The 24,010-nt window shown below is 54.7% G+C and carries 19 protein-coding genes and 1 pseudogene; 14 read left to right on the plus strand and 6 right to left on the minus strand.

Annotated features, from left to right (window positions below; genetic code table 11):
- Positions 1-60 precede the first annotated feature (60 nt).
- The gene (gene maeB / locus NR177_RS12815; protein WP_256853013.1) at positions 61-2,340 is read right to left on the minus strand and encodes an NADP-dependent oxaloacetate-decarboxylating malate dehydrogenase; all 2,280 of its coding nucleotides are present in this window, start codon (positions 2,338-2,340) and stop codon (positions 61-63) included.
- Between the two features lie 359 nt (positions 2,341-2,699).
- Here maeB and tal point away from each other — a divergent pair, with 359 nt between their 5' ends.
- The 3 genes from tal to NR177_RS12830 all read left to right on the plus strand — a co-directional run bounded on the left by tal (position 2,700) and on the right by NR177_RS12830 (position 6,060).
- Positions 2,700-3,650, plus strand: coding sequence for a transaldolase (gene tal, locus NR177_RS12820; RefSeq protein ID WP_063880491.1), 951 nt, complete (start codon positions 2,700-2,702; stop codon positions 3,648-3,650).
- A 62-nt stretch (positions 3,651-3,712) separates the two neighbouring features.
- Positions 3,713-5,713 carry a transketolase gene (tkt, locus tag NR177_RS12825; protein ID WP_256853014.1) on the plus strand — a complete coding sequence of 667 codons (2,001 nt, stop codon included), beginning with the start codon at positions 3,713-3,715 and terminating at the stop codon, positions 5,711-5,713.
- A 161-nt stretch (positions 5,714-5,874) separates the two neighbouring features.
- Positions 5,875-6,060, plus strand: coding sequence for a hypothetical protein (locus NR177_RS12830; RefSeq protein WP_256853015.1), 186 nt, complete (start codon positions 5,875-5,877; stop codon positions 6,058-6,060).
- 125 nt (positions 6,061-6,185) lie between these two features.
- On the opposite strand, the gene NR177_RS12835 is transcribed toward NR177_RS12830, so the two are convergent.
- A complete protein-coding gene (locus NR177_RS12835) occupies positions 6,186-7,547 on the minus strand; it encodes a 2-hydroxycarboxylate transporter family protein (RefSeq protein WP_256853016.1) in 1,362 nt (453 codons plus the stop codon).
- 313 nt (positions 7,548-7,860) lie between these two features.
- On the opposite strand from NR177_RS12835, the gene NR177_RS12840 reads away from it, so the two are divergent.
- The 3 genes from NR177_RS12840 (at position 7,861) to ampH (ending at position 11,563) form a co-directional block, all read left to right on the plus strand.
- Positions 7,861-9,498 carry a sensor histidine kinase gene (locus tag NR177_RS12840; RefSeq protein ID WP_218995392.1) on the plus strand — a complete coding sequence of 546 codons (1,638 nt, stop codon included), beginning with the start codon at positions 7,861-7,863 and terminating at the stop codon, positions 9,496-9,498.
- The gene (locus NR177_RS12845; RefSeq protein WP_096012857.1) at positions 9,488-10,174 is read left to right on the plus strand and encodes a response regulator; all 687 of its coding nucleotides are present in this window, start codon (positions 9,488-9,490) and stop codon (positions 10,172-10,174) included. Before NR177_RS12840 ends, NR177_RS12845 begins: the two co-directional genes overlap by 11 nt.
- Before the next feature lie 225 nt (positions 10,175-10,399).
- The gene (ampH, locus tag NR177_RS12850) at positions 10,400-11,563 is read left to right on the plus strand and encodes a D-alanyl-D-alanine-carboxypeptidase/endopeptidase AmpH (protein WP_172823932.1); all 1,164 of its coding nucleotides are present in this window, start codon (positions 10,400-10,402) and stop codon (positions 11,561-11,563) included.
- On the opposite strand, the gene NR177_RS12855 is transcribed toward ampH, so the two are convergent.
- Positions 11,560-12,627 carry a DUF1176 domain-containing protein gene (locus tag NR177_RS12855; protein ID WP_256853017.1) on the minus strand — a complete coding sequence of 356 codons (1,068 nt, stop codon included), beginning with the start codon at positions 12,625-12,627 and terminating at the stop codon, positions 11,560-11,562. The two genes, ampH and NR177_RS12855, sit on opposite strands and share 4 nt — an antisense overlap.
- Positions 12,628-13,116: 489 nt before the next feature.
- Between NR177_RS12855 and NR177_RS12860 the strand changes: the two are divergent.
- The 8 genes and pseudogenes from NR177_RS12860 to NR177_RS12895 all read left to right on the plus strand — a co-directional run bounded on the left by NR177_RS12860 (position 13,117) and on the right by NR177_RS12895 (position 21,036).
- Positions 13,117-13,947, plus strand: a pseudogene (locus NR177_RS12860) (DeoR/GlpR family DNA-binding transcription regulator).
- Positions 13,948-13,958: 11 nt separating this feature from the next.
- On the plus strand, positions 13,959-14,939 hold the full coding sequence (locus tag NR177_RS12865) for a substrate-binding domain-containing protein (protein ID WP_145394054.1): 981 nt from the start codon (positions 13,959-13,961) through the stop codon (positions 14,937-14,939).
- Between the two features lie 2 nt (positions 14,940-14,941).
- Positions 14,942-16,447 carry a sugar ABC transporter ATP-binding protein gene (locus NR177_RS12870; protein ID WP_063880505.1) on the plus strand — a complete coding sequence of 502 codons (1,506 nt, stop codon included), beginning with the start codon at positions 14,942-14,944 and terminating at the stop codon, positions 16,445-16,447.
- Complete coding sequence (locus tag NR177_RS12875; RefSeq protein ID WP_063880506.1) at positions 16,440-17,429, plus strand: ABC transporter permease; 990 nt, start codon at positions 16,440-16,442, stop codon at positions 17,427-17,429. The genes NR177_RS12870 and NR177_RS12875 overlap by 8 nt, the downstream gene beginning before the upstream one ends.
- Positions 17,430-17,442: 13 nt before the next feature.
- A complete protein-coding gene (locus NR177_RS12880; protein WP_256853018.1) occupies positions 17,443-18,495 on the plus strand; it encodes an ABC transporter permease in 1,053 nt (350 codons plus the stop codon).
- A complete protein-coding gene (alsE, locus tag NR177_RS12885; RefSeq protein ID WP_063880508.1) occupies positions 18,495-19,187 on the plus strand; it encodes a D-allulose 6-phosphate 3-epimerase in 693 nt (230 codons plus the stop codon). Before NR177_RS12880 ends, alsE begins: the two co-directional genes overlap by 1 nt.
- A complete protein-coding gene (alsK, locus tag NR177_RS12890; RefSeq protein ID WP_063880509.1) occupies positions 19,184-20,080 on the plus strand; it encodes an allose kinase in 897 nt (298 codons plus the stop codon). The genes alsE and alsK overlap by 4 nt, the downstream gene beginning before the upstream one ends.
- Entirely contained in the window at positions 20,077-21,036 is a 960-nt protein-coding gene (locus tag NR177_RS12895; protein WP_109717575.1) for a ribokinase, read from the plus strand. The genes alsK and NR177_RS12895 overlap by 4 nt, the downstream gene beginning before the upstream one ends.
- 44 nt (positions 21,037-21,080) lie before the next feature.
- Here the strand turns inward: NR177_RS12895 and nudK are convergent, their stop codons facing one another.
- The 3 genes from nudK to NR177_RS12910 all read right to left on the minus strand — a co-directional run bounded on the left by nudK (position 21,081) and on the right by NR177_RS12910 (position 23,860).
- On the minus strand, positions 21,081-21,659 hold the full coding sequence (nudK, locus tag NR177_RS12900; protein ID WP_063880511.1) for a GDP-mannose pyrophosphatase NudK: 579 nt from the start codon (positions 21,657-21,659) through the stop codon (positions 21,081-21,083).
- A gap of 179 nt (positions 21,660-21,838) precedes the next feature.
- The gene (gene ansP / locus NR177_RS12905; protein ID WP_028725129.1) at positions 21,839-23,311 is read right to left on the minus strand and encodes an L-asparagine permease; all 1,473 of its coding nucleotides are present in this window, start codon (positions 23,309-23,311) and stop codon (positions 21,839-21,841) included.
- 273 nt (positions 23,312-23,584) lie between these two features.
- Entirely contained in the window at positions 23,585-23,860 is a 276-nt protein-coding gene (locus tag NR177_RS12910) for a DUF1471 domain-containing protein (RefSeq protein WP_109717573.1), read from the minus strand.
- Between the last annotated feature and the right edge of the window lie 150 nt (positions 23,861-24,010).

The following is a 24,010-nucleotide window of genomic DNA, read 5'->3' on the forward strand; positions in this document are numbered from 1 at the left end:
CAGCCCTCTGCGGGGCGAAGGTTAACACGGGGCCGCATCGTTGAATGCGGCCCCGTTTCATTATAGCGGCTGGGTTTGTGCTTCCACCACGGCCAGCGCCACCATATTAACGATGCGCCGCACGGAGGCGATACGGGTAAGGACGTGTACGGGCTTCGTCATTCCCATCAGCACCGGCCCCACCGTTACACCTTCAGAACTGGAGACACGCAGCAGGTTGTAGCTGATTCGCGCTGCCTCCACATTGGGCATGATCAACAGGTTGGCACTGCCTTTTAGCGGGCTGTCGGGCATGATTTCCCGACGAATACTTTCCACCAGCGCCGCATCACCGTGCATTTCGCCGTCAATTTCCAGCTCAGGTGCCCGCTGCTGCACCAGCGCCAGTACGTCACGCATTTTACGTGCGCCGGGTGCATTTGAGGTGCCAAAGCTGGAGTGCGACAACAGCGCCACGCGCGGTTCAATCCCAAATCGCCGCACGGTCTCGGCCGCCATCAGGGTAATGTCTGCGAGCTGCTCGGGCGTGGGATCTTCATTCACATAGGTGTCAGCAATAAAGGTGTTGCCGTTTGGCAGCAGCAACGCGTTCATGGCTCCCGCGACTTTCACATCGGAACGCAGGCCCAGCACTTTTTCCACAATCTCGTAGTGCTCGTTGTAATCCCCAATGGTGCCGCAGATGAGCGCGTCCGCTTCACCGCGATAGACCATGATGGCACCAATCAGCGTCGGATTACCGATCACCGCGCGCTGCGCCTGCTCAGGTGTTACGCCGCGCCGCTTCATCATCTGGTAATACTCATTCCAGTATGCTTTGAAACGCGGATCGGATTCATTATTGACGATTTCAAAATCCTTCCCGGCTTCGATTTTCAGCCCCTGCTTCTCCAGCCGCATGGCAATCACGTTCGGGCGGCCTATCAGAATGGGTTTTGCCAGCCCCAGCGACACGAGTTCCTGCGTCGCATGCAGCACCCGCACCTCTTCCCCTTCGGCCAGCACCACGCGTTTCGGCGCTTTACGGGCCTGAGAGAAAATCGGCTTCATAAACAGATTGGTTTTATAAACAAATTCCGTGAGCTGTTCGCGGTAGGCGTCAAAGTCGCTAATCGGCCGGGTTGCCACGCCGGAATCCATCGCCGCTTTCGCCACGGCGGGAGCAATCTGCACGATTAAACGGGGATCGAAGGGTTTAGGAATCAGATAGTCCGGCCCAAAACTCAGGTCCTGATCGCTATAGGCCGATGCCACCACATCGCTCTGTTCTGCCTGCGCCAGATCGGCGATAGCGTGAACCGCGGCCAGCTTCATCGCTTCATTGATGGCGGTCGCGCCAACATCCAGCGCACCGCGGAAGATAAACGGAAAGCACAGGACGTTATTCACCTGATTAGGAAAGTCAGAACGGCCGGTACAGATAATGGCATCAGGCCGCACGGCTTTGGCTAACGGCGGCAGGATTTCTGGCTGCGGATTCGCCAGCGCCAGAATCAGGGGGTCCTTTGCCATGGTTTTCACCATCTCAGGCGTGAGCACGTCCGGGCCGGAGCAGCCAAGGAAAATATCCGCGCCCTCAATCACCTCCGCCAGCGTACGTTTGCCCTGATCCTCAACCGCATAGTCGGCCTTGGTCTCGGCCATATTGGGTTCGCGCCCGCGATAAATCAGGCCTTTGGAATCGCACACCTGAATATTGTGTTTCTGTAAGCCCAAGGCGACCAGCAGGTTCATACAGGCAATCGCCGATGCGCCCGCGCCGGACACCACCAGCCGCACGTCTGAGATCGCCTTTTTGATAATGCGCAGCCCGTTTAACACCGCTGCCGTACAGATAATCGCCGTACCGTGCTGATCGTCGTGAAACACGGGGATTTTCATCCGTTGCCGCAGCTGCTGCTCAATGTAAAAACATTCCGGCGCTTTAATATCTTCAAGATTGATGCCGCCAAAGGTCGGCTCCAGCGCCGCGATAATCTCAATCAGCTTGTCCGGGTCATGCTCATCGACCTCAATATCAAAGACGTCAATGCCGGCAAACTTCTTGAATAATACACCTTTGCCTTCCATCACCGGTTTACCGGCCAGCGCCCCGATGTTCCCCAGGCCCAGCACCGCCGTGCCGTTAGAAATGACCGCCACCAGATTGCCGCGCGCGGTGTATTTATGGGCGGCCAGCGGATCGGCGGCAATTTCTAAACAGGGTGCGGCGACGCCGGGTGAGTAGGCCAGGGCCAGATCGCGCTGCGTCGTCAGCGGCTTGGTCGGCGACACCTGAATCTTTCCGGGAGTGGGATACTGGTGAAAATCAAGCGCACTTTGCTTCAGTTGGTCATCCATTTGACGTCCTTCTTCGCCAGGTGAGTGAGCGCCCAGTATAGAAAGCAGACCACCACAAAGCGGTGAGGCGCTTCAAAGAACCTCATTTCTTAGGGCACAGATTGTTACAGTCTGGCCTGCGTCATTTGTCATGGCTGCTATTCTTAATAGCCGGGCAGTCGTTATCCGCAGAAATGCTCTCTCGGGTGGTAACGCGCTACCCTCATCGCACAACATTCAGAGAAAACGCATTTTCACTGCACCCCGTCTGTTGCAATGTGGTGAGTCGGCGTTACTGCGACCCGTAATGTCTGCACGGATTAGGGCACGAGGCCAGAGGTGTTCCCTTTCGTTACAATGTATTTTCAAGGAGTGTAGAAATGAACCAGCTTGAAGCCCTTAAACAGTTCACCACCGTGGTGGCTGACAGTGGCGATATTGAATCGATTCGAAATTATCACCCACAAGATGCGACCACCAATCCCTCGCTTATTCTGAAAGCATCTGCTCTCCAGCCTTACAAACATCTGATTGATGACGCCATCGACTATGCGAAAAAACAGGGCGGCAGCAAAGAGACGCAGATCATCAATGCCAGCGACAAAGTGGCTATTAACCTCGGTATGGAAATTCTGAAAAGCATACCGGGCCGTGTTTCGACCGAAGTGGATGCGCGCCTCTCCTTCGATCGTGGCATGTGCGTCACGAAAGCTGAAAAGCTGGTTCGCATGTATGAAGAGCATGGCATTGACCGCTCACGTATTCTGATCAAACTGGCGTCAACGTGGGAAGGCATTAAGGCAGCGGAAGAACTGGAAAAAAATGGTATCCAGTGCAACCTGACGTTGCTGTTCTCGTTTGCGCAGGCGCGCGCCTGCGCCGAAGCCGGTGTTTACCTGATTTCGCCGTTTGTCGGTCGTATCTATGACTGGTACAACTCACGCAAACCGATGGACCCGTACAGCGCTGATGAAGATCCTGGCGTGAAATCCGTGCGCCGTATTTACGATTACTACAAGAAGCACCGTTATGACACCATCATCATGGGTGCCAGCTTCCGTAAAGTTGAACAGGTACTTGCGCTGGCCGGTTGTGACCGCCTGACGCTTTCACCGAATCTGCTGGAAGAGCTGCAAAACAGTGATGAGCCAATTGAACGTAAGCTGGAGCCGTCAACCGAGTGTTTCCATCAGCCGTCGCCGCTGTCTGAAGCTGAATTCCGTTGGGAGCATAATCAGGACCCCATGGCGGTAGAAAAACTGGCAGACGGTATCCGTCAGTTCGCCGTTGACCAGCAAAAACTCGAAGATGTGCTGGCGGCACGCCTCTAGTTTTCCCCTCTTTTACCGGGCGGGAGCACTCCCGCCCTGATGCTTAACAAGGGAGACCCTTTATGTCCTCACGCAGAGAGTTGGCTAATGCCATTCGCGCATTAAGTATGGATGCGGTACAAAAAGCAAAATCTGGTCACCCTGGTGCGCCAATGGGCATGGCAGATATCGCCGAAGTATTATGGCGTGATTTCCTCCAGCACAATCCCACCAATCCCGCCTGGCTGGATCGCGACCGCTTTATCCTTTCGAACGGCCACGGCTCCATGCTGCTTTACAGCCTGTTGCACCTGAGCGGTTACGATCTGCCTATCGAAGAACTGAAAAACTTCCGCCAGCTGCATTCCAAAACACCGGGGCACCCGGAAATTGGCTACACGCCGGGCGTTGAAACCACCACCGGCCCACTGGGCCAGGGCCTGGCGAATGCCGTCGGTCTGGCGATTGCTGAACGTACGCTGGCGGCCCAGTTTAACCGTCCCAATCACGATATCGTCGACCACTTTACCTATGTGTTCATGGGCGACGGCTGCCTGATGGAAGGTATTTCCCATGAAGTCTGCTCGCTGGCCGGTACGTTAGGTCTGGGTAAACTGATTGGCTTCTACGATCACAACGGTATCTCTATTGATGGCGAAACCGAAGGCTGGTTTACTGACGATACGCACAAACGCTTCGAAGCCTATAACTGGCATGTGGTGGGTGAAATTGACGGCCATGACGCCGATGCCGTGAAAGCGGCCATCCAGGAAGCGCAGAGCGTCACCGACAAACCGTCACTGATCATCTGCCGTACGGTCATTGGCTTCGGCTCACCGAATAAAGCCGGTAAAGAAGAAGCCCATGGCGCTGCGTTAGGCGAAGAAGAAGTGGCGCTGACCCGTAAGCAACTGGGCTGGAACTACCCGGCGTTTGAGATCCCTAAAGAGATTTACCAGCAGTGGGATGCCAAACAGGCAGGCGCTGAGCGCGAAAAAGCCTGGAACAACAAACTGGCTGCCTATAAGCAGGCTTATCCAGAGCTGGCCGCAGAATACGAGCGCCGCATGAACGGTGGAATGCCGGCAAACTGGGAAGCGGAAACCGCGAAGTTTGTTGCCGAGCTGCAGGCGAATCCGCAAAAGATTGCCAGCCGTAAAGCCTCGCAGAACGCACTGGAAGCTTATGGCAAACTGCTGCCCGAGTTTCTGGGCGGTTCCGCCGACCTTGCGCCGAGTAACCTCACCATCTGGTCAGGCTCAAAATCCATTAAAGACGATCCGGCCGGGAACTATATCCATTATGGTGTCCGCGAATTCGGCATGACGGCGATTGGTAACGGGATTGCCCATCACGGCGGCTTTGTGCCCTATACCGCAACCTTCCTGATGTTCGTGGAATACGCCCGTAACGCGGTCCGTATGGCGGCACTCATGAAGGCTCGCCAGATTATGGTGTATACCCACGATTCCATTGGTCTGGGCGAAGACGGTCCGACCCACCAGCCGGTTGAGCAAATTGCCAGCCTGCGCGTGACGCCAAACATGAGCGTATGGCGTCCCTGTGACCAGGTAGAGACCGCAGTGGCCTGGCAGGCGGCGATTGAACGTCATCACGGCCCGACTGCGCTGATCCTGTCGCGTCAGAACCTGGCACAGCCTGAGCGTACTCCAGAGCAGATGGCTAACATCAAGCGCGGGGGTTATGTACTGAAGGATTGCGATGGCACGCCAGACATCATCCTGATTGCCACCGGGTCCGAAATGGAAATTACCCTGGGTGCGGCGGCGAAGCTGACGACCGGCGGTCATAAGGTCCGGGTGGTTTCGCTGCCATCCACCGACCTGTTTGACGCGCAGGATGCGGCTTACCGTGAGTCGGTACTGCCTTCCACCGTGAAAGCGCGCGTCGCGGTAGAAGCGGGCATTGCAGACTACTGGTACAAGTACGTCGGACTGGACGGTGCCATCGTGGGCATGACCACCTTCGGTGAGTCGGCTCCGGCGGAAAAACTCTTTGCTGAATTTGGCTTTACGGTGGAAAACATCGTCAGCCATGCTGAAGCCCTGCTGAAACCGGCGTAATCCCTACCCGCCTGAGCGTCCTGCCGCTATCCGGCAAGGTCGCTCGTTCAGCGTACCACTGCGCGCCAGCCTTGTGCTGGCGCGCGGCTTTCTGAAATCCGCTTCCTGTCGCAGATCGCCTCACGCCTGGTCTTCGTTATCCGTCCTGAACAGGCTATCCATTGAGCATGGCATCCCGCGCGTTATCTCGCGTATCTTCCTGCTCGACAGCCGATGTGCATGATGCCGTTGCCGCCCTGCTTTACGCTCCCTTCATTGGGAACCCCAGCGGAACAGAAGAGGAAAACGCGCGTATGGGATGCGATGGCGTTGAGTGGCGCGGATTAATCGCTATTGCCGAGCGATGACGCGGGTTTACCCTGATTGAATCCTGTTTCCCTCTGTGAATATCAGCCAGGCCAACGCTTTTATCAGGACGCCAGGTCAGACTGCCGTTTACGCAGCCTCACCTGGCGTTATTCATGGAACAGGTTTATTTCAAAAAATGGCTCAGTAATAACAACGAAAGCGAAACGTTAATGGCCCCGCCGATGCGCGTGGCGATCTGCGCAAACGGCATCAGGCCCATGCGATTACCGGCCGTCAGAATGGCCACATCGCCGGTGCCGCCCTGACCACTCTGGCAGCAGGAGACAATCGCGACATCAATCGGATGCATACCAATCTTTTTCCCGACGAAAAAGCCCGTGGCGACCAGCGCACTGACCGTGCTGATAATCACCAGCAGGTTGGTGAGCGTAAACGCGGTGACCAGAATATGCCAGGGCGTAATGGCGACACCGACGGCGAACAGCACCGGATAGGTGACAGCAGTGCGAAAGAACCGGTAAACGACCTGAGAACCCGCCAGAATACGGGGAGAAACGCCATTGACCAGCTTCACCAGCACAGCCAGAAACAGCATCCCAACCGGCGCAGGCAGACCGGTAAATTTCTGACCCAACATGCCCACCATATACAGCAACACCGCAAGCAGCGCTCCGGAAGCAATCGCGGTGACGTCAACTTTCCCCGAAAAAACGGATTGCAGCGGCTCAGGTTCAACATTGGCGATGTTCGGCATCAACTGGCCTTCTCCCGTCAAGTGCGGATAACGTTTCCCCAGTTGGTTCAGGCAGCCCGAGATAATAATGGCGGTTACGCCACCCAACATGACCATGGGCAGAATACGGCCCAGCGCGACGCCCTGATCCATATGCAGTAAGGCCGCATAGCCAATGGAGAGCGGAATCGCGCCTTCACCGACACCACCCGCCATAATCGGCAGAATAATAAAAAAGAAGATCTGGAAAGGTTCCAACCCCAGCGCCAGCCCGACGCCCATGCCAACAATCATGCCCACCACTTCTCCGCACAACATGGGGAAAAAGATGCGCAGAAAGCCCTGGATAAGCACCGTGCGGTTCATGCTCATAATGCTGCCGACGATAATGCAGCAGATGTAGAGATAAAGAATATTGGTCGATTTATAGAATTGCGTCGTGGACGTCACCACGATGTCGGGAAGCAAACCGTAGTAAACCAAAGCAGAAGGGATAAAGGTGGCGCAAATCGCGGCGGCCCCCAGCCTGCCGACCACGGGCAGACGTTTACCAAACTCCCCACAGGCAAAACCAAAAAAAGCAAGCGTGGCGACCATGACCACGATATCGCTTTTCAGCGTCCCACTCAGGCAGTCTACCGCGATAAGCAAGCCCGCCAGTACGAAGAGCGGCAGAGGAATAATCCCGACTTTCCAGTTATCCATAATATGCCACCACTGATCTTTCATGGTTTTACGGCGCGATGTACTGGACAGTTTCTCAGACAAGAAAGAATCATCAGGTGTGCTCATTATTATCCTCTTTGCATCATTATTTTTTTCAGGATGCCGTTAAAAGAGGATGAATTACGTGAAGGGGAAGGTGTCTGGCATAAAGTTTTAATGGTCTTTTTTAAATTGAGTGATCGTCGTCCTGATTCGTGCCGTGGTTTTTATGGTTTTTATTGCGGTTCCGTCTGCTTTTCCACGTTAAGGGGCGGCAACGCGGTCAAAAAAACAGTCAGCGTTTTTTTTATGCTGCTTATCATGGGGTTATACTGGGTTGGCCCATATTGTTAAAAAGATGATACAGTAATGTTATTAATTCAAAGCACGTGTAATCGTCATGAAATTGTCATTTCAAACGAAGCTGTTTCTTTCGCTCGTTGTTTTTACGTCTGCCCTGTTCGTGCTACTGGGTAGTTATTATTACGTCAGCATCAACCAACAGATCTACCAGGCGATGAGCATGCGTGCCAAAGTTCAGGCCGAGGAGATTGCGCAGATACCTGACCTTAAAAAAGAGATAGCGGACCACAACATTCAGGCCATCCAGTCATTGATGCAGACGATTGCCAGCAAGAGCGATGCCAGTTTTATCGTTATTGGTGACCACCAGGGCCTGCATCTTTTTCATTCCGTGAGTGAAGATAAAGTCGGCAAGCCGTTAGTCGGCGGGGACAACGCTGCGGTTCTCTCGGGCCAAAGTATCACCACCATCCGGACTGGCGGTCTGGGGATTTCGCTGCGAAGCAAAGCACCGATTGTTAACGCTCAAGGCCAGGTCATTGGCATTGTCTCCGTGGGTTATCTCACCCGCTATCTTGAGGCGATTACCTTCAGCAATATGGTCAATATTCTGATCGTGGCTGCCCTGCTGCTTATTGCCCTGTTCGTCTTCTCCTGGTTTTTTACCTGCAATATTAAAAAGCAGATTTGCTCGCTGGAACCGCGTGAGATTGGCCTGATGGTGCGTCAGCAAAAAGCGATGATGGAGTCCATCTATGAAGGCGTTATCGTCATCGATGAACATCTGCGAATCGAAGTGATCAACCAGGCGGCGCGAAAACTGCTTGGACTGGCGCAGTCCGCCGAACAACTGCGCGGGCAATCTGTCAGCCAGGTGATCTCACCCGTTCCATTTTTGTCGCAGCCGGTCATGCTGGAAAAAGATACCCATGATGAGATTAGCCGCTTCAATTCGCTGACCGTTATCGCCAGCCGGGTCCGTATCATGCTGGAATCGTCCCTGATGGGATGGGTGATATCCTTTCGCGACCTCAATGATATCGACTCACTCAGCGCCCAACTCAGCCAGGTAAAACGTTACGTCGATAATCTGCGCATTATGCGTCATGAACAGCTTAACCGCATGAACACCCTTTCTGGCCTGTTGCACATGGGCCGCTTTGAAGAGGCAATCGATTATATTGAGGCACAGTCAGAGCACGAACAGGAGCTGCTGGACTTTGTCTCCACCCGCTTCCAGTCGCCCCTGCTCTGCGGTTTGCTGCTGGGCAAAGCGGTACGTGCCCGCGAGAAAGGCGTAGATATCCACTTTGATCCCGCGTGTCTGATGGATCGCCCCTTTCTTCCGCTCACGGATGCCGAACTGATCTCGGTAATTGGCAATCTTCTGGACAATGCCATTGAAGCCACCCAACGCGCGCCACTGCCACACGATCCTGTCGAAGTGCTGATTAAGCTCAACGCGCGTGAACTGATCATTGAAGTCGCCGATCGCGGTGTAGGCATCCGCCCTGAAATCCGTGAGCATATGTTCGAACGCGGGGTGACGACCAAAACCCGAGGCGATCACGGCATCGGGCTGTATTTAATCGAAAGCTATATTGCCCGCACCGGCGGAACGATTGAGGTGAGCGATAACCTGCCGCGCGGTGCTATTTTCTCGCTGTTTATTCCCTGTGTGGAAATAAATCAGTATCCCACCACGGAAACGGAGAAGGTCAGCAATGCAACATGATCCTATTGATGTCCTGATCGTTGAGGATGAGCACGAACTGGCTCAACTTCATGCAGAACTGATTAACAACCATCCTCAGCTGCGGCTGGTTGGAATAGCGCACTCGCTGTCAGAGGCGAAGCAGCAGCTTGAAACAAGATTGCCGCAGCTTGTGCTGCTGGACAATTATCTGCCGGATGGCAAAGGCATCACGCTGATTGGCGATCCTCTCCTGGCAAACGCTAACTGTTCCATTATTTTTATTACGGCCGCCAGCGATATGGATACCTGTAGCCAGGCCATTCGTAATGGGGCCTTTGATTACGTCCTTAAACCTGTCTCATGGAAGCGGCTTAACCGTTCGCTCGCCAATTTTATCGCCTTTGCGGAACAGCAACGCACATGGAAAATCGTCGATCAGAAGAATGTGGACGTGCTGTATCAGTTACAGGCAAAAAACTATCCGCACGACAACGGCAGCAAAGGCATTGAAGAAAATACCTTAGCACGGGTACAAACGCTTTTTGCGGCAGCCACGACGCGCCTTTTTTCGGTGGATGATGTGATGGCCGAGACCGGAGTGAGTAAGACGACCGCCCGCCGCTATCTGGAGCACTGCGTTGAAACAGGGTTTCTGACGGTGGAAATGCTGTATGGCAAGGTAGGACATCCCAGACGAATGTATAAACGCGCATGATGTTATCCCGGGATTGACGCTGTCGGCGCTAAGCTGCCCAGGCATCACGGCACAAGGGAAACCTGTCCGACAGGTGATCGCCACATTGGGCCAGGATGCGCTATCAGCCCGGCAGCGTGCTGTAATCCGAAACAAAAAAAACTGCCCTTCCCTCTTCCCGTCATTCGCAAACGCATTACTATAGGCTTTCTCCCTATTTCTATAGCGAAGCCGTCCCCGTTGAAAATGCGCACTCCTTATTTACTGGCCTTAATGGTTTCTTTGCTTCCCCTTAAAAGCATGGCGCAGGTTGCGCCCGATCCGTTGCTGGCATCGCAAATTGTCGATCGCTATGCCGAGCACATCTTCTATGCCAGCGGTGCCACCGGTATGGCATTGGTCGCGATAGACGGTAATCAGCGGGTTTTCGCCAGTTTTGGTGATACGCGGCCGGGCAGCAATATTCGTCCGCAAAAAGATTCATTGATTCGCATCGCCTCACTCAGCAAGCTGATGACCAGTGAAGTGATGGTAAAGATGGCCGAGCGCGGTGAGATCCGTCTTGACGATCCCCTGAGTAAATATGCACCGCCCGGAAAACGGGTTCCCAGTTTTGACGGTCAGCCCATTCGTTTGATTAACCTGTCGACCCATACCAGCGGCCTGCCGCGTGAACAGCCCGGCGGCAAACCGCATCGTCCGGTGTTCGTGTGGCCCACGCAGAGTGAACGCTGGAGCTGGTTAAACAAGGCCAACCTCAAAGCCGCGCCAGGCACCAACGCGGCCTATTCCAACCTTGGTTATGATCTGCTCGGTGATGCGCTGTCACGTGCAGCAGGTAAACCTTATCCGGCACTGCTACAGCAGTTGATTACCCGTCCGCTGGGCATGAAAGACACCACCTTTACGCCGTCACCTGAACAGTGCGCCCGTCTGATGGTCGCGGAAAAAGGGGCCAGCCCCTGTAACAACACACTGGCAGCGATTGGCAGCGGCGGCGTCTATTCGACACCTGATGATATGGGGCGCTGGATGCAGCAGTTCCTGAACTCATCGGTGAATCATCGTACGCCGCAAATCGACCGCCTGCAGACCTTGATCTACCGTCGCGACCAACTGCATAAAGTCGATGGCATGGATGTGCCGGGCAAAGCCGACGCGCTGGGCATGGGATGGGTTTATATGGGCCCGGCAAACGGTCGTCCTGGCATTATCCAGAAAACCGGTGGTGGCGGTGGTTTTATCACCTATATCGCGATGATTCCGCAGCAAAACGTTGGGGTTTTCGTGGTCGTCACCCGTTCGCCACTGACGCGTTTTACCCCGATGAGCGACGGCGTCAACAACCTGCTCGCGGAGCTGGTGGGCAATCAGAACGGCTCACCGATGATGGTGCAGGCGATTCCTTAACCGCGGCTATCCGCCGTGGCGGACTGGCTCACCCAGAGCGTGGGCCAGTCGTCACTGCTGTGCCAGGCATCGCAGGTCGACTCCTGCGCGTATTCGGCTAAAACAAAACGATCGCCATCAAACTGCCAACGGGTGGCCGTGCCGCAGTCGCCCAATCCACGTCCCTTGCCAAAGGTATAGAGCTGCCCGGTTGCCGCATCATAATCCGCATTAATCAGCTCAAGCTGGCGATCTGTGTCACCCGGCGGCGTAAAAGGCAGAGTCAGGGTCAGACCGCGCGCGACATAGGGCGGCGCACGCGTCACTTCAAAGGCCAGATCGATAACGTTGTACGCGCCCATCTCACAGCTCACCAGCAGCAGCGCTTTTTTATCGGTCAGGGGAGATACGCTCACTTCCCGGCGCAGCGGATCGAGCGAACAGCTGTCCGAATTCACGCGCCAGGTGCCGTAATCGATAAGGCCACTGGTCTCTTCACGCGTCAGTGGCGCAGGCGCAGCTACGGCGGGTTGCAGCTGTGGCACCGCAGGGGCGGCCGGCACGCTGTTTCGTTCCCCGCGCCTGACCCAGGCACTGATGTCATTAACCCGTCCCTGTACGTCATCCATATATAACAGCGCCGCCTTCATACCGCGCAACGAAATCTGCGGACCGGCATTGAACGTCAGCTGCAGGCTTTTGGCATCCATGGTCAGTTCAAGGAACTCATTAATAGCGATGGGATTACTGGTGTCAAGATGGTGCGGTTCGACCGTCCAGTGCTTGAAATCGGGCCGGAGTCGGCGTTGATCGACTAACAGATTATCTTTTAGTGCCGGGCCGGGAAGCGCTCCGCTGTAGGCGCTGCCGTAATCGATGCGCAGTAAAGGCTGGTCATCCGTTCCCGCGTGGCGGGAAAGGGTCATCACCAGGCCTTTGTCGCCAGGTATGCTTCGCGCAACGCAAAGCGCTGCATTATTGCAGGTTAATTGCCAGTCAGAAAACAGCTTCTGTACCGGCTCAGCCTGAACAGCCGCAACCATAAAAAAAGGCAACGCAAACAGCGATTTCATCCCATACCACATTAAGAAAAACCAGCCCCAACTTCTTTGAGTGGAAGATGATAGCGCAATCGCGCACGTCACGAAGGCCGCATTCTGTGAAGTGCTCAGCAAGCGCAGCTAACCGTCTAAAAAACATCCGCTTTATGACAAGAGAAGTGCAATAAAGTCTGCAGAATATTTATCATGCTGATTCACCCCGCGCCGCTCAATCGGATTCGTCGGACATTCCCGCCAGCGCAATCGGTCAAATACACATAAACGGTCAAAAACAGGCATGATATAGTCGTCACAAGATTAAACATAAAAGGTTATCAACAGATTCTTCTCAGGTTAAAAAGACCTTTAAAGGTGATCAGCATCACTTTTTAATAATAAAGATTACATCCCGTTTCATAAAAACCCAACAAATATCTCTTTATATGCGCCGTGAAAATAGCGTCCTGCGTACCCACGCTCAGGCCACATTTTTGCCGCGCGCCTTCCAGTACTTTATAACCCTCGGAGGCCAGCATGTTGCCGATTGAACGCCAGCAGAGAATTATTGATGAATTAATGCGTAATGGACGTGTCATTGTCGCGGAACTTACCGCATTGTGTCAGGTTTCGCAGGAAACGATTCGTCGGGACTTAGCGCAACTGGAAAAGAAAGGCATATTACAGCGAAGTCATGGCGGTGCAGTCCCGGTTAAACAATATAATGCGGCTATACAAATAAATAATCGTGGCATTAATGAATATGAATTATCTTTTCGCCAGCGAATTAATGAACATGTCGATGCCAAAATGGCCATTGCCAAACGGGCACTGGGATTTATTAGCGTGGGTGACTGTGTATTACTCGACAGCAGTACCACCTGTTTTTATCTGGCCCGACAGTTACCCGATATAGAATTAACGGTATTAACCAATTCTCTGCGCATTGTGCAGACGCTGGCGGCGCGCAGCAGTATTCGCACGATTTGCCTGGGCGGAGAATATTCCGATCGCTATGAAGATTTTCACGGCATCGTGACTGAACAACCCTTAAAAGAGTTTCAAATAAATAAAATCTTTTTTTCCTGTAGCAGTCTGGGCAATGACGGTTATTTACGCGAAGGGAATGAACGTAATGCACATTTAAAACAATAGCTCATTCTGGCAGCAGAACGAAAACATTTATTAATGGACAGCTCTAAGTTTCTTCGGCCCTCATTCGCGCGTGTTTGCCATTACCGTGATGTGGATTTTCTCATTACTGACCAATTAAAAGATAAAGAACTGGAACAGGAACTGGCGTGGAACGGGGTAAATATTATCGACTGTTCGCAACGCCCTCAGTCCGTACAGCTTATGAATAATTAAATGGAGTCGCTATGAAAAAACAGCTTATCGCCTGCACCCTGATCGCGTTATTTGCATTCCAGGCCCAGGCAGCAGAAAAAATACGAATGGGGATCGTGGTGAAAATTGGCGGCATTCCGTGGTTTAACGCCATGGAGGCCGGGATAAAAAGTGAAGCGGCGAAAAGTGGGATCGATGCGTGGATGGTCGGGCCCACCGCAGCCGACCCCGCCTTACAGGTGCGGGCCATTGAGGATTTGATTGCGCAGAAAGTGGACATCATTGGCGTGGTGCCGAACGATCCCAAGGTGCTGGAACCCGTTTTACAGCGCGCCCGTGATGCGGGCATCAAAGTGATTACCCACGAGTCGCCGGGCCAGAAGTTTGCCAACTGGGACTTTGAGTTGGTGGATGCAACCACCCATGGCATCAACCATATGAAAGCGCTGGCAGCCTGTATGCACGATGAAGGCCAATACGCGATGTACGTTGGCAGCCTGACGGTGCCGCTCCACCAGCAGTGGACCGACGCCGCGCTGGAATATCAAAAGCAGCATTACCCAAAAATGCAATTAGTCACTGACAAATTTGGCGTGGGGGAATCGCTGGATGATTCCATCCGCACAACCAATGAGCTGATGTCCAGGTATCCGGATCTCAAAGGGATTCTGGCCTTTGGTTCTCAGGGCCCTATCGGCGCAGGCCGGGCGGTGATGAACCGCAACAAGATTAATCAGGTCTGCGTCATTGGCGCATTCAGTCCGGGCCAGGGCGCGCAGCTCGTCAACCGGGGTGCCATTAAAGGTGGCTATATCTGGAATCCGCATACCGCCGGAGAAGTGTTTGTCCGTCTTGCCGAGATGATGGAGAAGAACACGCCGATTAAAGATGGCATGACCATTGAAGGATTAGGCAAGGTGCGGGTGGATGAAACCACGCACACCATTCTGGGCAACAACACCGAAAGCCTGGATAAAGCCAACCTGCCGAAACTGATTAAGCTGGGGCTGTAGTGATGGAACCTGTCGCACCACAAACGCTCGTCACCCTGAACAGGTTGTCGAAAACCTTTGGCGGTCATCGCGCACTGAGCGATATGTCGCTGACGCTGCTGGCCGGTGAAGTGCACTGCCTTGCCGGGACGAATGGCTGTGGCAAAAGCACGCTGATCAAGGTGATGTCCGGCGTACATGCGCCGGACAGCGGCAGCGAGATCCGCCTGGGCGACGGGGAAATCGTGCCTCGCCTCTCGACACAGCAGGCCAGGGACTTTGGCATACAGGTGATCTATCAGGACCTGTCCCTGTTCCCCAACCTGAGCGTGGCTGAAAATATCGCGTTTGAACACAACCTGCGTGGCCTGTTCGGCTGGCACCAGCGTAAGACACTGTTTGACAGCGCCCGGCGCGTTGTCGAGGAGCTGCAATTCACGCTCGATCTTAACGAAAAAGTGGCGCATCTCTCTATCGCCCAGCGGCAACAGGTGGCTATCTGTCGTGCCCTGGTTGCCGATGCCCGGCTGGTGATCATGGATGAACCCACCGCCTCACTTACCCGCACGGAAGTGAATCAGCTGTTGCGCACGGTGCGCTATCTCAAGCAGAAGAACATCTGTGTGGTGTTTGTCAGTCATCGTCTGGATGAAGTGCTGGAGATCTCGGATCGGGTCACGGTCATTCGCGATGGTCGCAAGATTGGCAGCTTTCCAGCGCAGGAGATGACGCCGCACCGCCTGACGGAGCTGATGACCGGACAGAAGCTGGAATATCCGTTAAAAAATCCAACGCGTAAGCGCGATCGGGTGCTGCTGGAGGTGGAGGATCTCAGCCGTAACGGACAGTACCACGACGTGAATTTTCGTTTGTATGAAGGCGAAGTGCTGGGGCTCTGTGGCCTGCTGGGTTCAGGCCGTACCGAGCTGGCCCTGTCGCTGTTTGGTATGACCCGGCCTGACAGCGGCAAGATCTGGCTGGACACGAAACCGGTGCGCTTTCGCAGCCATGAAGACGCTATCAAAGCCGGTATTGGCTATGTGTCAGAGGACCGCCTGACGCTGGGGCTGGTTCAGCAACAGTCGGTGGCCGATAACATGGTTTTACCCATTCTCGACAAACTGCAAAACCGCTTTCACCTGATTGATGAATACCGCAAGAACAGGCTGATCCTGCAGTGGATTCAGCAACTGGGCGTCCGGGTTGCCGACCCCGAGCAGGCGATCGCCACGCTTTCCGGCGGCAATCAGCAAAAGATCGTTTTAGCCAAGTGGGTGCTCACTCAGCCTCGTCTGTTAATTCTTGATTCGCCCACTGTCGGTGTTGATGTCGGGGCGAAAGCCAGTATTTACCAGTTGATCCACGAGCTGGCGCGTGAAGGCTTGTCGATTATGTTGATTTCCGACGAGGTCCCTGAGGTCTGGCACAACTGTGACCGCATTTTGCATTTCCGCGACGGCACGATCCATGCCGAATACCAGCCAGACAGCGTTGAGCAACAGCAACTTGCAGAGGTGATCAATGCCTGACTTATCCCGCTTACGTCCTCACTCCAGTCAGGGCTGGCTGACCTGGGTTTTACTGCTGTTCATTGTGGTTTTCTCACTGACCAGCGACCAGTTCCTCAGCGTGCAAAACCTGCTGGATTTAGCCGAAAGCTATGCGGTAACCGGCATCTTTGCGCTGGGGCTGTTTGTGGTGCTGGTCACCGGCGGCATCGATATCTCCTTTGCTGCCGTCGCCTCGGTGGTGCAGTACTTTATCGCCGCCCTGTTTGTGCACTATCAGTTTGATAACGCACTGCTGAGCATTATCCTGGCCATTGCCTGCGGCACCCTGTTCGGGGTGATCAATGCCTGGCTCATCACCTGGCTGCGGGTCGTTTCCATCATTATCACCATCAGTATGCAGTCGCTGTTGTTTGGCCTGCTGATGTGGTTAACCGGCGGACGCAGCCTCTATCAGTTACCCGACTGGTGGATCACCTTACGCAACGTGCTGCCGTTTACGTGGCAAGGCCAGACGTTTCAGCTTGGCCTGCCGCTGCTCATCCTGCTGATCATCGCCACCCTGACCGCCGTGTTACTCAACAAAACCCACTTAGGCCGCCAGCTTTATGCCGTCGGCGGTGACGCAGAGTCCGCCCGGCGCATCGGGATTCGCGTCGGCCTGATCCACCTGTTTGCCTATGGCTGGTTGGGTGCGATGGCAGCGATTGGCGGGTTGGTACAGGTTTACCGCATGGGGGAAGTGGTGCCGAACGCGCTGGTGGGCGGTGAACTGGATGTGCTGGCTGCCACCGTACTGGGTGGTGCCAGCCTGATGGGCGGAAAAGGCACGGTCAGCGGCACCTTAATGGGGGTTTTCCTGATCGCCATTTTGAAGAACGGTCTCAACCTGCTTGGTGTCTCCAACTACTTCATGAACATCGTGGTCGGCGGGGTCATCATGATCGCCATCGCCGTTACTCACTATAAAAAACGCAAAGAGACTGACGTCAGCTTTGTCTGATGGGAGAACCCCTATGAAACCTTTATTGGCGTTAAAACCTGACGGCACCAATACCGGCCTGCTGCTGCTCATCGCGTTTGCACTGGCGCTGTTCAGCATCCTGTTGCCCGGTCGTTTCTTTACCGATTCCACCTTTCTCAGCATGGCCTTTCAACTGCCTGAGCTGGGCTTGCTTACTCTGGCGATGTTTATTGCCATTCTGAGCGGGGGATTAAACCTGGCCATTATTACGACCGCCAACCTGACCAGCTTATTCATCGCCTGGGTGCTACTGAGCATGTTGCCGGACGGCGCGGGAACCGGCCAGCAAGTGGGCTGGTTACTGCTGGCGATGCTGGGCGCGATGGTCATTGCGGCACTCATCGGTCTGATTACCGGCGTGATGGTCACGCGCATCGGCGCGCATCCTATTCTGGTGACGCTCGCGACCATGATCACGCTCAACGGCATCGGCATCTGGCTGACAAAAGGGGCGGCGGTGAGCGGCATGCCGCCGGTCGTGCGCGCCCTGGGCTCCGATACGTTGCTGGGTGTTCCGCTGCCGCTGTGGGTATTTTTACTGGCCGCCGCCCTACTGGCGCTGTTCCTGGGAAAAACCGGCGCCGGTAAATGCATCTATATGGGCGGCAGTAACATCAATGCCACCTGGTTTAGCGGTATCAACACACACCGCATGATCATCCTTGTCTATGTCATCTCCAGCCTGCTGTGTGTGCTGGCGGGGCTGGTAATGATGGCGCGCTTTAACTCCGCGCGCATGGGTTATGGCGATGCCTATCTGCTACTGACCGTGCTGGCCATTATTCTTGGCGGCACCGATCCCAACGGCGGCTTTGGCCGCGTTACCGGTGTCGTTCTGGCGCTGATTGCACTGCAGATCCTCTCCACCGGCTTCAACCTGATGAATATCAGCCAGCACGTGAGCCTGGCGATGTGGGGCGCGGTACTGATTGTGGTGCTCGCCGTGAAACAGGGCAAAGCCCGACTGAATGCACGCCGTGACGTGAAGCGCAGCAAGCGCCTGAGCGCGGCACTGAATCCTCTGACTGAGAAAAAGGAAGTATGATGCGTATTCAAATCTCCCCATCATTGATGTGTATGAACCTGATGGAGATCAAACAGCAGTTGGCTGTGCTGAACTCCCGCGCCGACTTCCTGCATGTCGATATCATGGACGGTCACTACGTTAAAAATATCACCCTCTCGCCGTTCTTTATCGAGCAAATCCGTCCGCATACGCCGGTGGCTATCGATGTGCATTTGATGGTTGAGCAGCCTACTGATTTTATTGAAGCGGTGGCCAAAGCGGGGGCTGACTTTATTTGCCCGCACGCAGAGACGATCAACCGTGATGCCTTCCGGGTCATCAACCAGATCCGCAGCCTGGGGAAAAAACCGGGCGTGGTATTAAACCCTGCCACGCCGGTGTCCTTTATTCACCACTATATTCATCTGCTGGAGAAGATCACGGTGATGACGGTGGACCCGGGTTATGCCGGGCAGCCGTTTATTCCGGAAATGGTCGAGAAGATTCAGACACTCAAGGCGTTAAAACAGGCTCACGGCTACCGTTATCTGATTGAGATTGATGGTTCCTGTAATCAGCGCACTTACCGCACCCTGCTGGAGGCCGGGGCGGAAGTGCTGATTGTGGGCACCTCGGGTCTGTTCAATATACATGAGGATCTCACCACCGCCTGGACGATGATGCGCAGCAGTATTGATGCGGCGCAGGAACTGGTGCAGGAGTCGGCATGAAACGACGCTGGCTTGGCATTGACATTGGCGGTACCAGTACGCGCCTGCAGTTGATGGAAGAAGGCCGGAACTGGTGTGGCTTTCGTAAAGTGCCGACCGCCAGCTGGTCACAACAACCGGATGCGCTGACCGCGCTGGGCGATGTGATCGGCGAAACTCTGGAGACACAGCCGGTAAACGGCGTGATGCTCGGCTTGCCCGGTATTCTCAGCCGTGACCGTCAGCAGGTGATCTCTTTGCCCTTTATTCAGGCGCTGGATCAGCAACCCGTGGTGGCGCAACTCAGTGCGCGGCTTGGCGTGCCGGTTGCGATGGATAAAGATGTGAACCACCTGATGTTATGGGATCTGCTGCAGCTTGAGAGGCTACCCGCGAATGCCGTGGGCTTGTATCCCGGAACAGGTCTGGGGAACAGCCTGTGGCTGGAAGGCCGGTTTTATCATGGTCATCATGGGGGTTCAGGCGAGTTAGGCCATATTCCGCTGGCGGGCAACGATCTGCCCTGCCCGTGCGGAAACCGGGGTTGCGCCGAAACCCTGATATCCGGTCACTGGCTGAGCGGCTGGGCAGCATCACAGCAGCCCGATACCGCCATTTCGCAGCTCTTTACCCTGCACGGCGATCACCCCGATCTGCTGGCGTTCGTCGAGCGCCTGGCCCAGCTGATCGCCAGCGAAATGAATATTCTCGATCCCGAATACCTGATTCTGGGCGGTGGCGTGCTGGCGATGGCTGATTTTCCGCTGGCGCGGCTGCGCAGTGCCATACAGCAATACCTGCGTCCACCCGTGACGCGCCAGGGTTTGAAAATCGTCTTCAGTCACGCGACCGATCACACCGGCTGTCGCGGTGCCTGTCTGGCCGCTGAGCGCTATTTTGGAGGGGAAAAATGAAAGGCAAAGTGTGTGTGTTTGGCTCCTTCAACCTGGATATCGTGGCAGGCATGACGCGCTTTCCGTTACCGGGCGAATCCTTAATTGCACAGCACAGCATGATGGGGCCAGGAGGCAAAGGGGCTAATCAGGCCACCGCCGCGCTGCGCGCCGGTGCCCGGGTGCACTATATTGGCAAAGTAGGACACGACGACTTTGGTCTCTTTGCCCGGCGACATCTGGAAAAAACCGGTTTTGATGCGATTACGCTGTTCACCTGCAAAGACAAACCCACCGGAAATGCGTTGATTTACGTGGCCGGGAATGACGCCGAGAACATGATTTCCGTCTATCCGGGTGCCAATCTCACCGTGACAGCCGCGGAGGTTACGCGCTGTAAACCGACCGTTGCGGCGGCGGACATTCTGCTGGTGCAGTTGGAAAATAATCTGAGCGCCATTCAGCGCATGATTGATCACGCACGCGCAGCAAATACCTTTGTGATCCTCAATCCGGCGCCGTTTCAAAAAATCAGTGATGCCCTGCTGGCGAAGGTCGATCTGCTGACGCCAAACAGCACCGAAGCCATGCTGCTGACGGGCGTGAAGGTCACGGACATGGCCAGTGCCCGGCAGGCCGCCGAGGCGCTTCACCGTAAAGGCGCACGTCAGGTGATTATTACCCTTGGCACAGCCGGTGCCTTACTGTCTGACGGGCAACAGCTGCTTCACATTCCTGTTTTTCCCGCCACACCACTGGATACAACTGGCGCGGGCGATGCCTTTAACGGTGCGCTGGCTGCCCGGTTAGCCGCAGGGGTTTCTCTGGAGCAGGCCGCGCTTTTTGCGGCGGCGTTTGCCTCCCTGTGCGTCGAACAACCCGGCGCCGCCCACGCTATGCCCTCCTACGCCGATGCACTGGCGCGCCTGCAGGCGCATCCCGAATGCGTGGCCGGGAACGTCATGGCCTGCGCGTAACCCGGCAGCAGATGTGCCGCCAGGCACATCTGCTCTGCACATCATCAGAGCGTCAGCCAGCCCGCGATAAGCGCATGCTGCAACAACATAATGGTTTTGCCGTCGCGAATCCGCCCTTCTTTCACCCATTGCATGGCATCAGGAAAAGCCATTTCCAGCACGTCGATCGCTTCATCGTCGACACCGCCGCCCGCATTCTCACGCAGCGACTCGTGATATTCAGCCGCAAAGAAATGCACCAGCTCGGTCACGCCACCCGGCGACATGTAAACCGCGTAGAGTTTTTCCACCTCTCCCACGGCATAACCGGTCTCTTCGATGGCCTCTTTGCGAATGCAATCTTCAGGGGAATCATCATCCAGTAAGCCCGCACAGGCCTCAATCAACATACCGTCCTGATTACCGTTAACATAGGTGGCGATGCGGAACTGGCGCGTCAGCACCACACTGTTTTTTTCACGGTTATACAGCAGGATGGTGGCACCATTGCCGCGATCGTAAACTTCGCGTTTGTGACGCACGATTTCGCCCTGGTTGTCGGTAATCTCATAGGTGATATTACGCAGAACAAACCAGTTCTCTGACAGCAGCTTATCTTTGATGATGTTGATCTTGAACGACATGGACGCTCCGCAGCCATATGAAGGGAGCCAGAGATAATAGGACGTGCAGCCAAAGAAAACTATCTGAATTGCGCACCGCCCGCACGCCATCATCAATAACGGCGAGCCGAAAACGCAGGTGCAGCGCAAAAAAATGCCAGCACGCTGGCTGGCATTTTATGCAGCAAATGGGGTCATGTTTATGACGATTTGCCGTCGTGCTCATGGTGGTCATGTTCGGTAGCGGCGATGGCATTAACACGCTTGCGCACGCCAAACCAGCCCAGTACCAGAATCACCGCGATCAACGGAATGGACGCGATAGTGTAGGTTCCATTTGGATAGTCGAACGCCATCAAGACCAGCACGCTAAACAGGAACAGCAGCGTCAGCCACGAGGTAAAAGGTGCACCCGGCAGCTTGAAGCTGACATCGTCCGCTTTGCCTTCTTTGATCGCTTTACGCAGGCGTAACTGGCAAAGCACGATAAAGCCCCACGACGAGATAATGCCGAGCGACGCCACGTTTAATACGATTTCAAACACTTGAGACGGCACGTAGTAGTTAAGCACCACGCCGATGATATAGACACCCACGGTGACCAGAATTCCGGCATACGGAACCTGCTGGCTGCTCATTTTTGACATGAACTTAGGTGCAGATCCGCCCATCGACATGGAACGCAGGATACGACCGGTGGAGTAGAGACCGGAGTTCAGGCTGGATAATGCCGCACTGAGCACCACGATATTCATGATGCTGCCAATATAAGGCACGCCTAACTTAGAGAAGAAGGTCACAAACGGACTTTGTCCGGCCTGATAGGCATTCCACGGCAGCAGCATCACCAACAGCACCACAGAACCGACATAGAACAAACCAATACGCCAGATGACGCTGTTGATCGCTTTCGGCAACATGGTTTCAGGATCTTTACACTCGCCGGCGGCCGTACCGACCAGTTCTATCGAGGCGAAGGCAAACACGACGCCTTGCACCAGCACCAGCGCCGGTAACAGGCCATGCGGGAATAAGCCGCCGTTATCCGTGATCAGATGGAAACCCGTTGCATTACCATCCAGTGGTTTGCCCGTGCCGAGAAACACCACACCGACCACCAGAAACACCACAATCGCCAGCACTTTCACTAAGGCGAACCAAAACTCCATTTCGGCAAACCACTTTACGCCGATCATGTTCATGGTGCCGACAATCGCCAGTGCGCCCAGGGCGAACACCCACTGCGGCACATCGCCAAACGCGCCCCAGTAGTGCATATAAAGCGCAACGGCAGTGATATCAACAATCCCGGTCATGGCCCAGTTAACAAAGTACATCCAGCCCGCCACATAAGAGGCTTTCTCGCCCATGAACTCACGAGCATAGGAGACAAAGCTTCCGCTGCTGGGACGGTGTAAAACCAGTTCGCCCAGTGCACGCAGGATGAAGAAAGAGAAGATACCGCAGACCAGATAAATGATGGCTAAGGCCGGACCCGCTGCCTGTAAACGGGCGCCTGCGCCCAGAAACAGACCCGTACCAATGGCACCACCGATAGCAATCATCTGTACGTGACGATTGCCCATGGCTTTCTTATAGCCGGAGTCGTGGGAATTGAGCCAGCGTCGTTTCGCAGCGCGCATGTCCGCTGCTGATTTCTTAGTAGATTTCATAGCCTTCCTGTTTGTCCTGACCATAAGTCATAGCGCATCCAAACGATTGCGTTTAGCAGTGCGAAATGGGTTGTCTTCCTCTGTGCGCCCGCCTGTGAGTTGACTAAAAGCGGCGCGGGAATTTACGGCGATGAATCCTAACCGTTATGTAACATCGAAGCAAAATATACCGAGGGGATCAGTCGGACGATTTGTAAAAAATTTTTCTGAGATCACAAAAAAACCGGCCTTTGGCTGGCCGGTAAACACTACAGGGATGGAAAAAGAGAGGGTTTAGCGGTAAATCTCTGCGGTGCCGGTCCAAAGACTGGAATCGCCGGGTGTGTCCACGCCGATAACTCGGAAATGGCTGGCGCCTTCGGCTTTCGCCTGCTGCGAAAGCTGGCGGGTGACATCATCAAGTGAGCCATTCACGCTGGAGACAGAGACGCTGCCAATCTTTTGCAGGTTCTGGGCTTCACGTTGATCCACCGCCGTGGCGGCGAAGGTCGGGAATGACGCAGTGGCCAACAGGGCGGCGGCGGTGAGGTAAGCAGGTAAATGTTTCATCAATACTCCTGTACTCGCGTTGGTCGCTGTGGTTAAACACGGTAGTGATTATTGCCGAGATAATGAAAGGCAACCTTTGTGAGGTGTAAAGCTGTGCGAGTAATGTTCGCTCTGACGTCGGGATTCCTGGGAAACGTCAACTGCGGTTAT

It is taken from the genome of Pantoea sp. Fr+CA_20 (assembly GCF_024520835.1).
In the GTDB taxonomy this organism is placed as follows: Bacteria; Pseudomonadota; Gammaproteobacteria; order Enterobacterales; family Enterobacteriaceae; genus Pantoea; species Pantoea allii.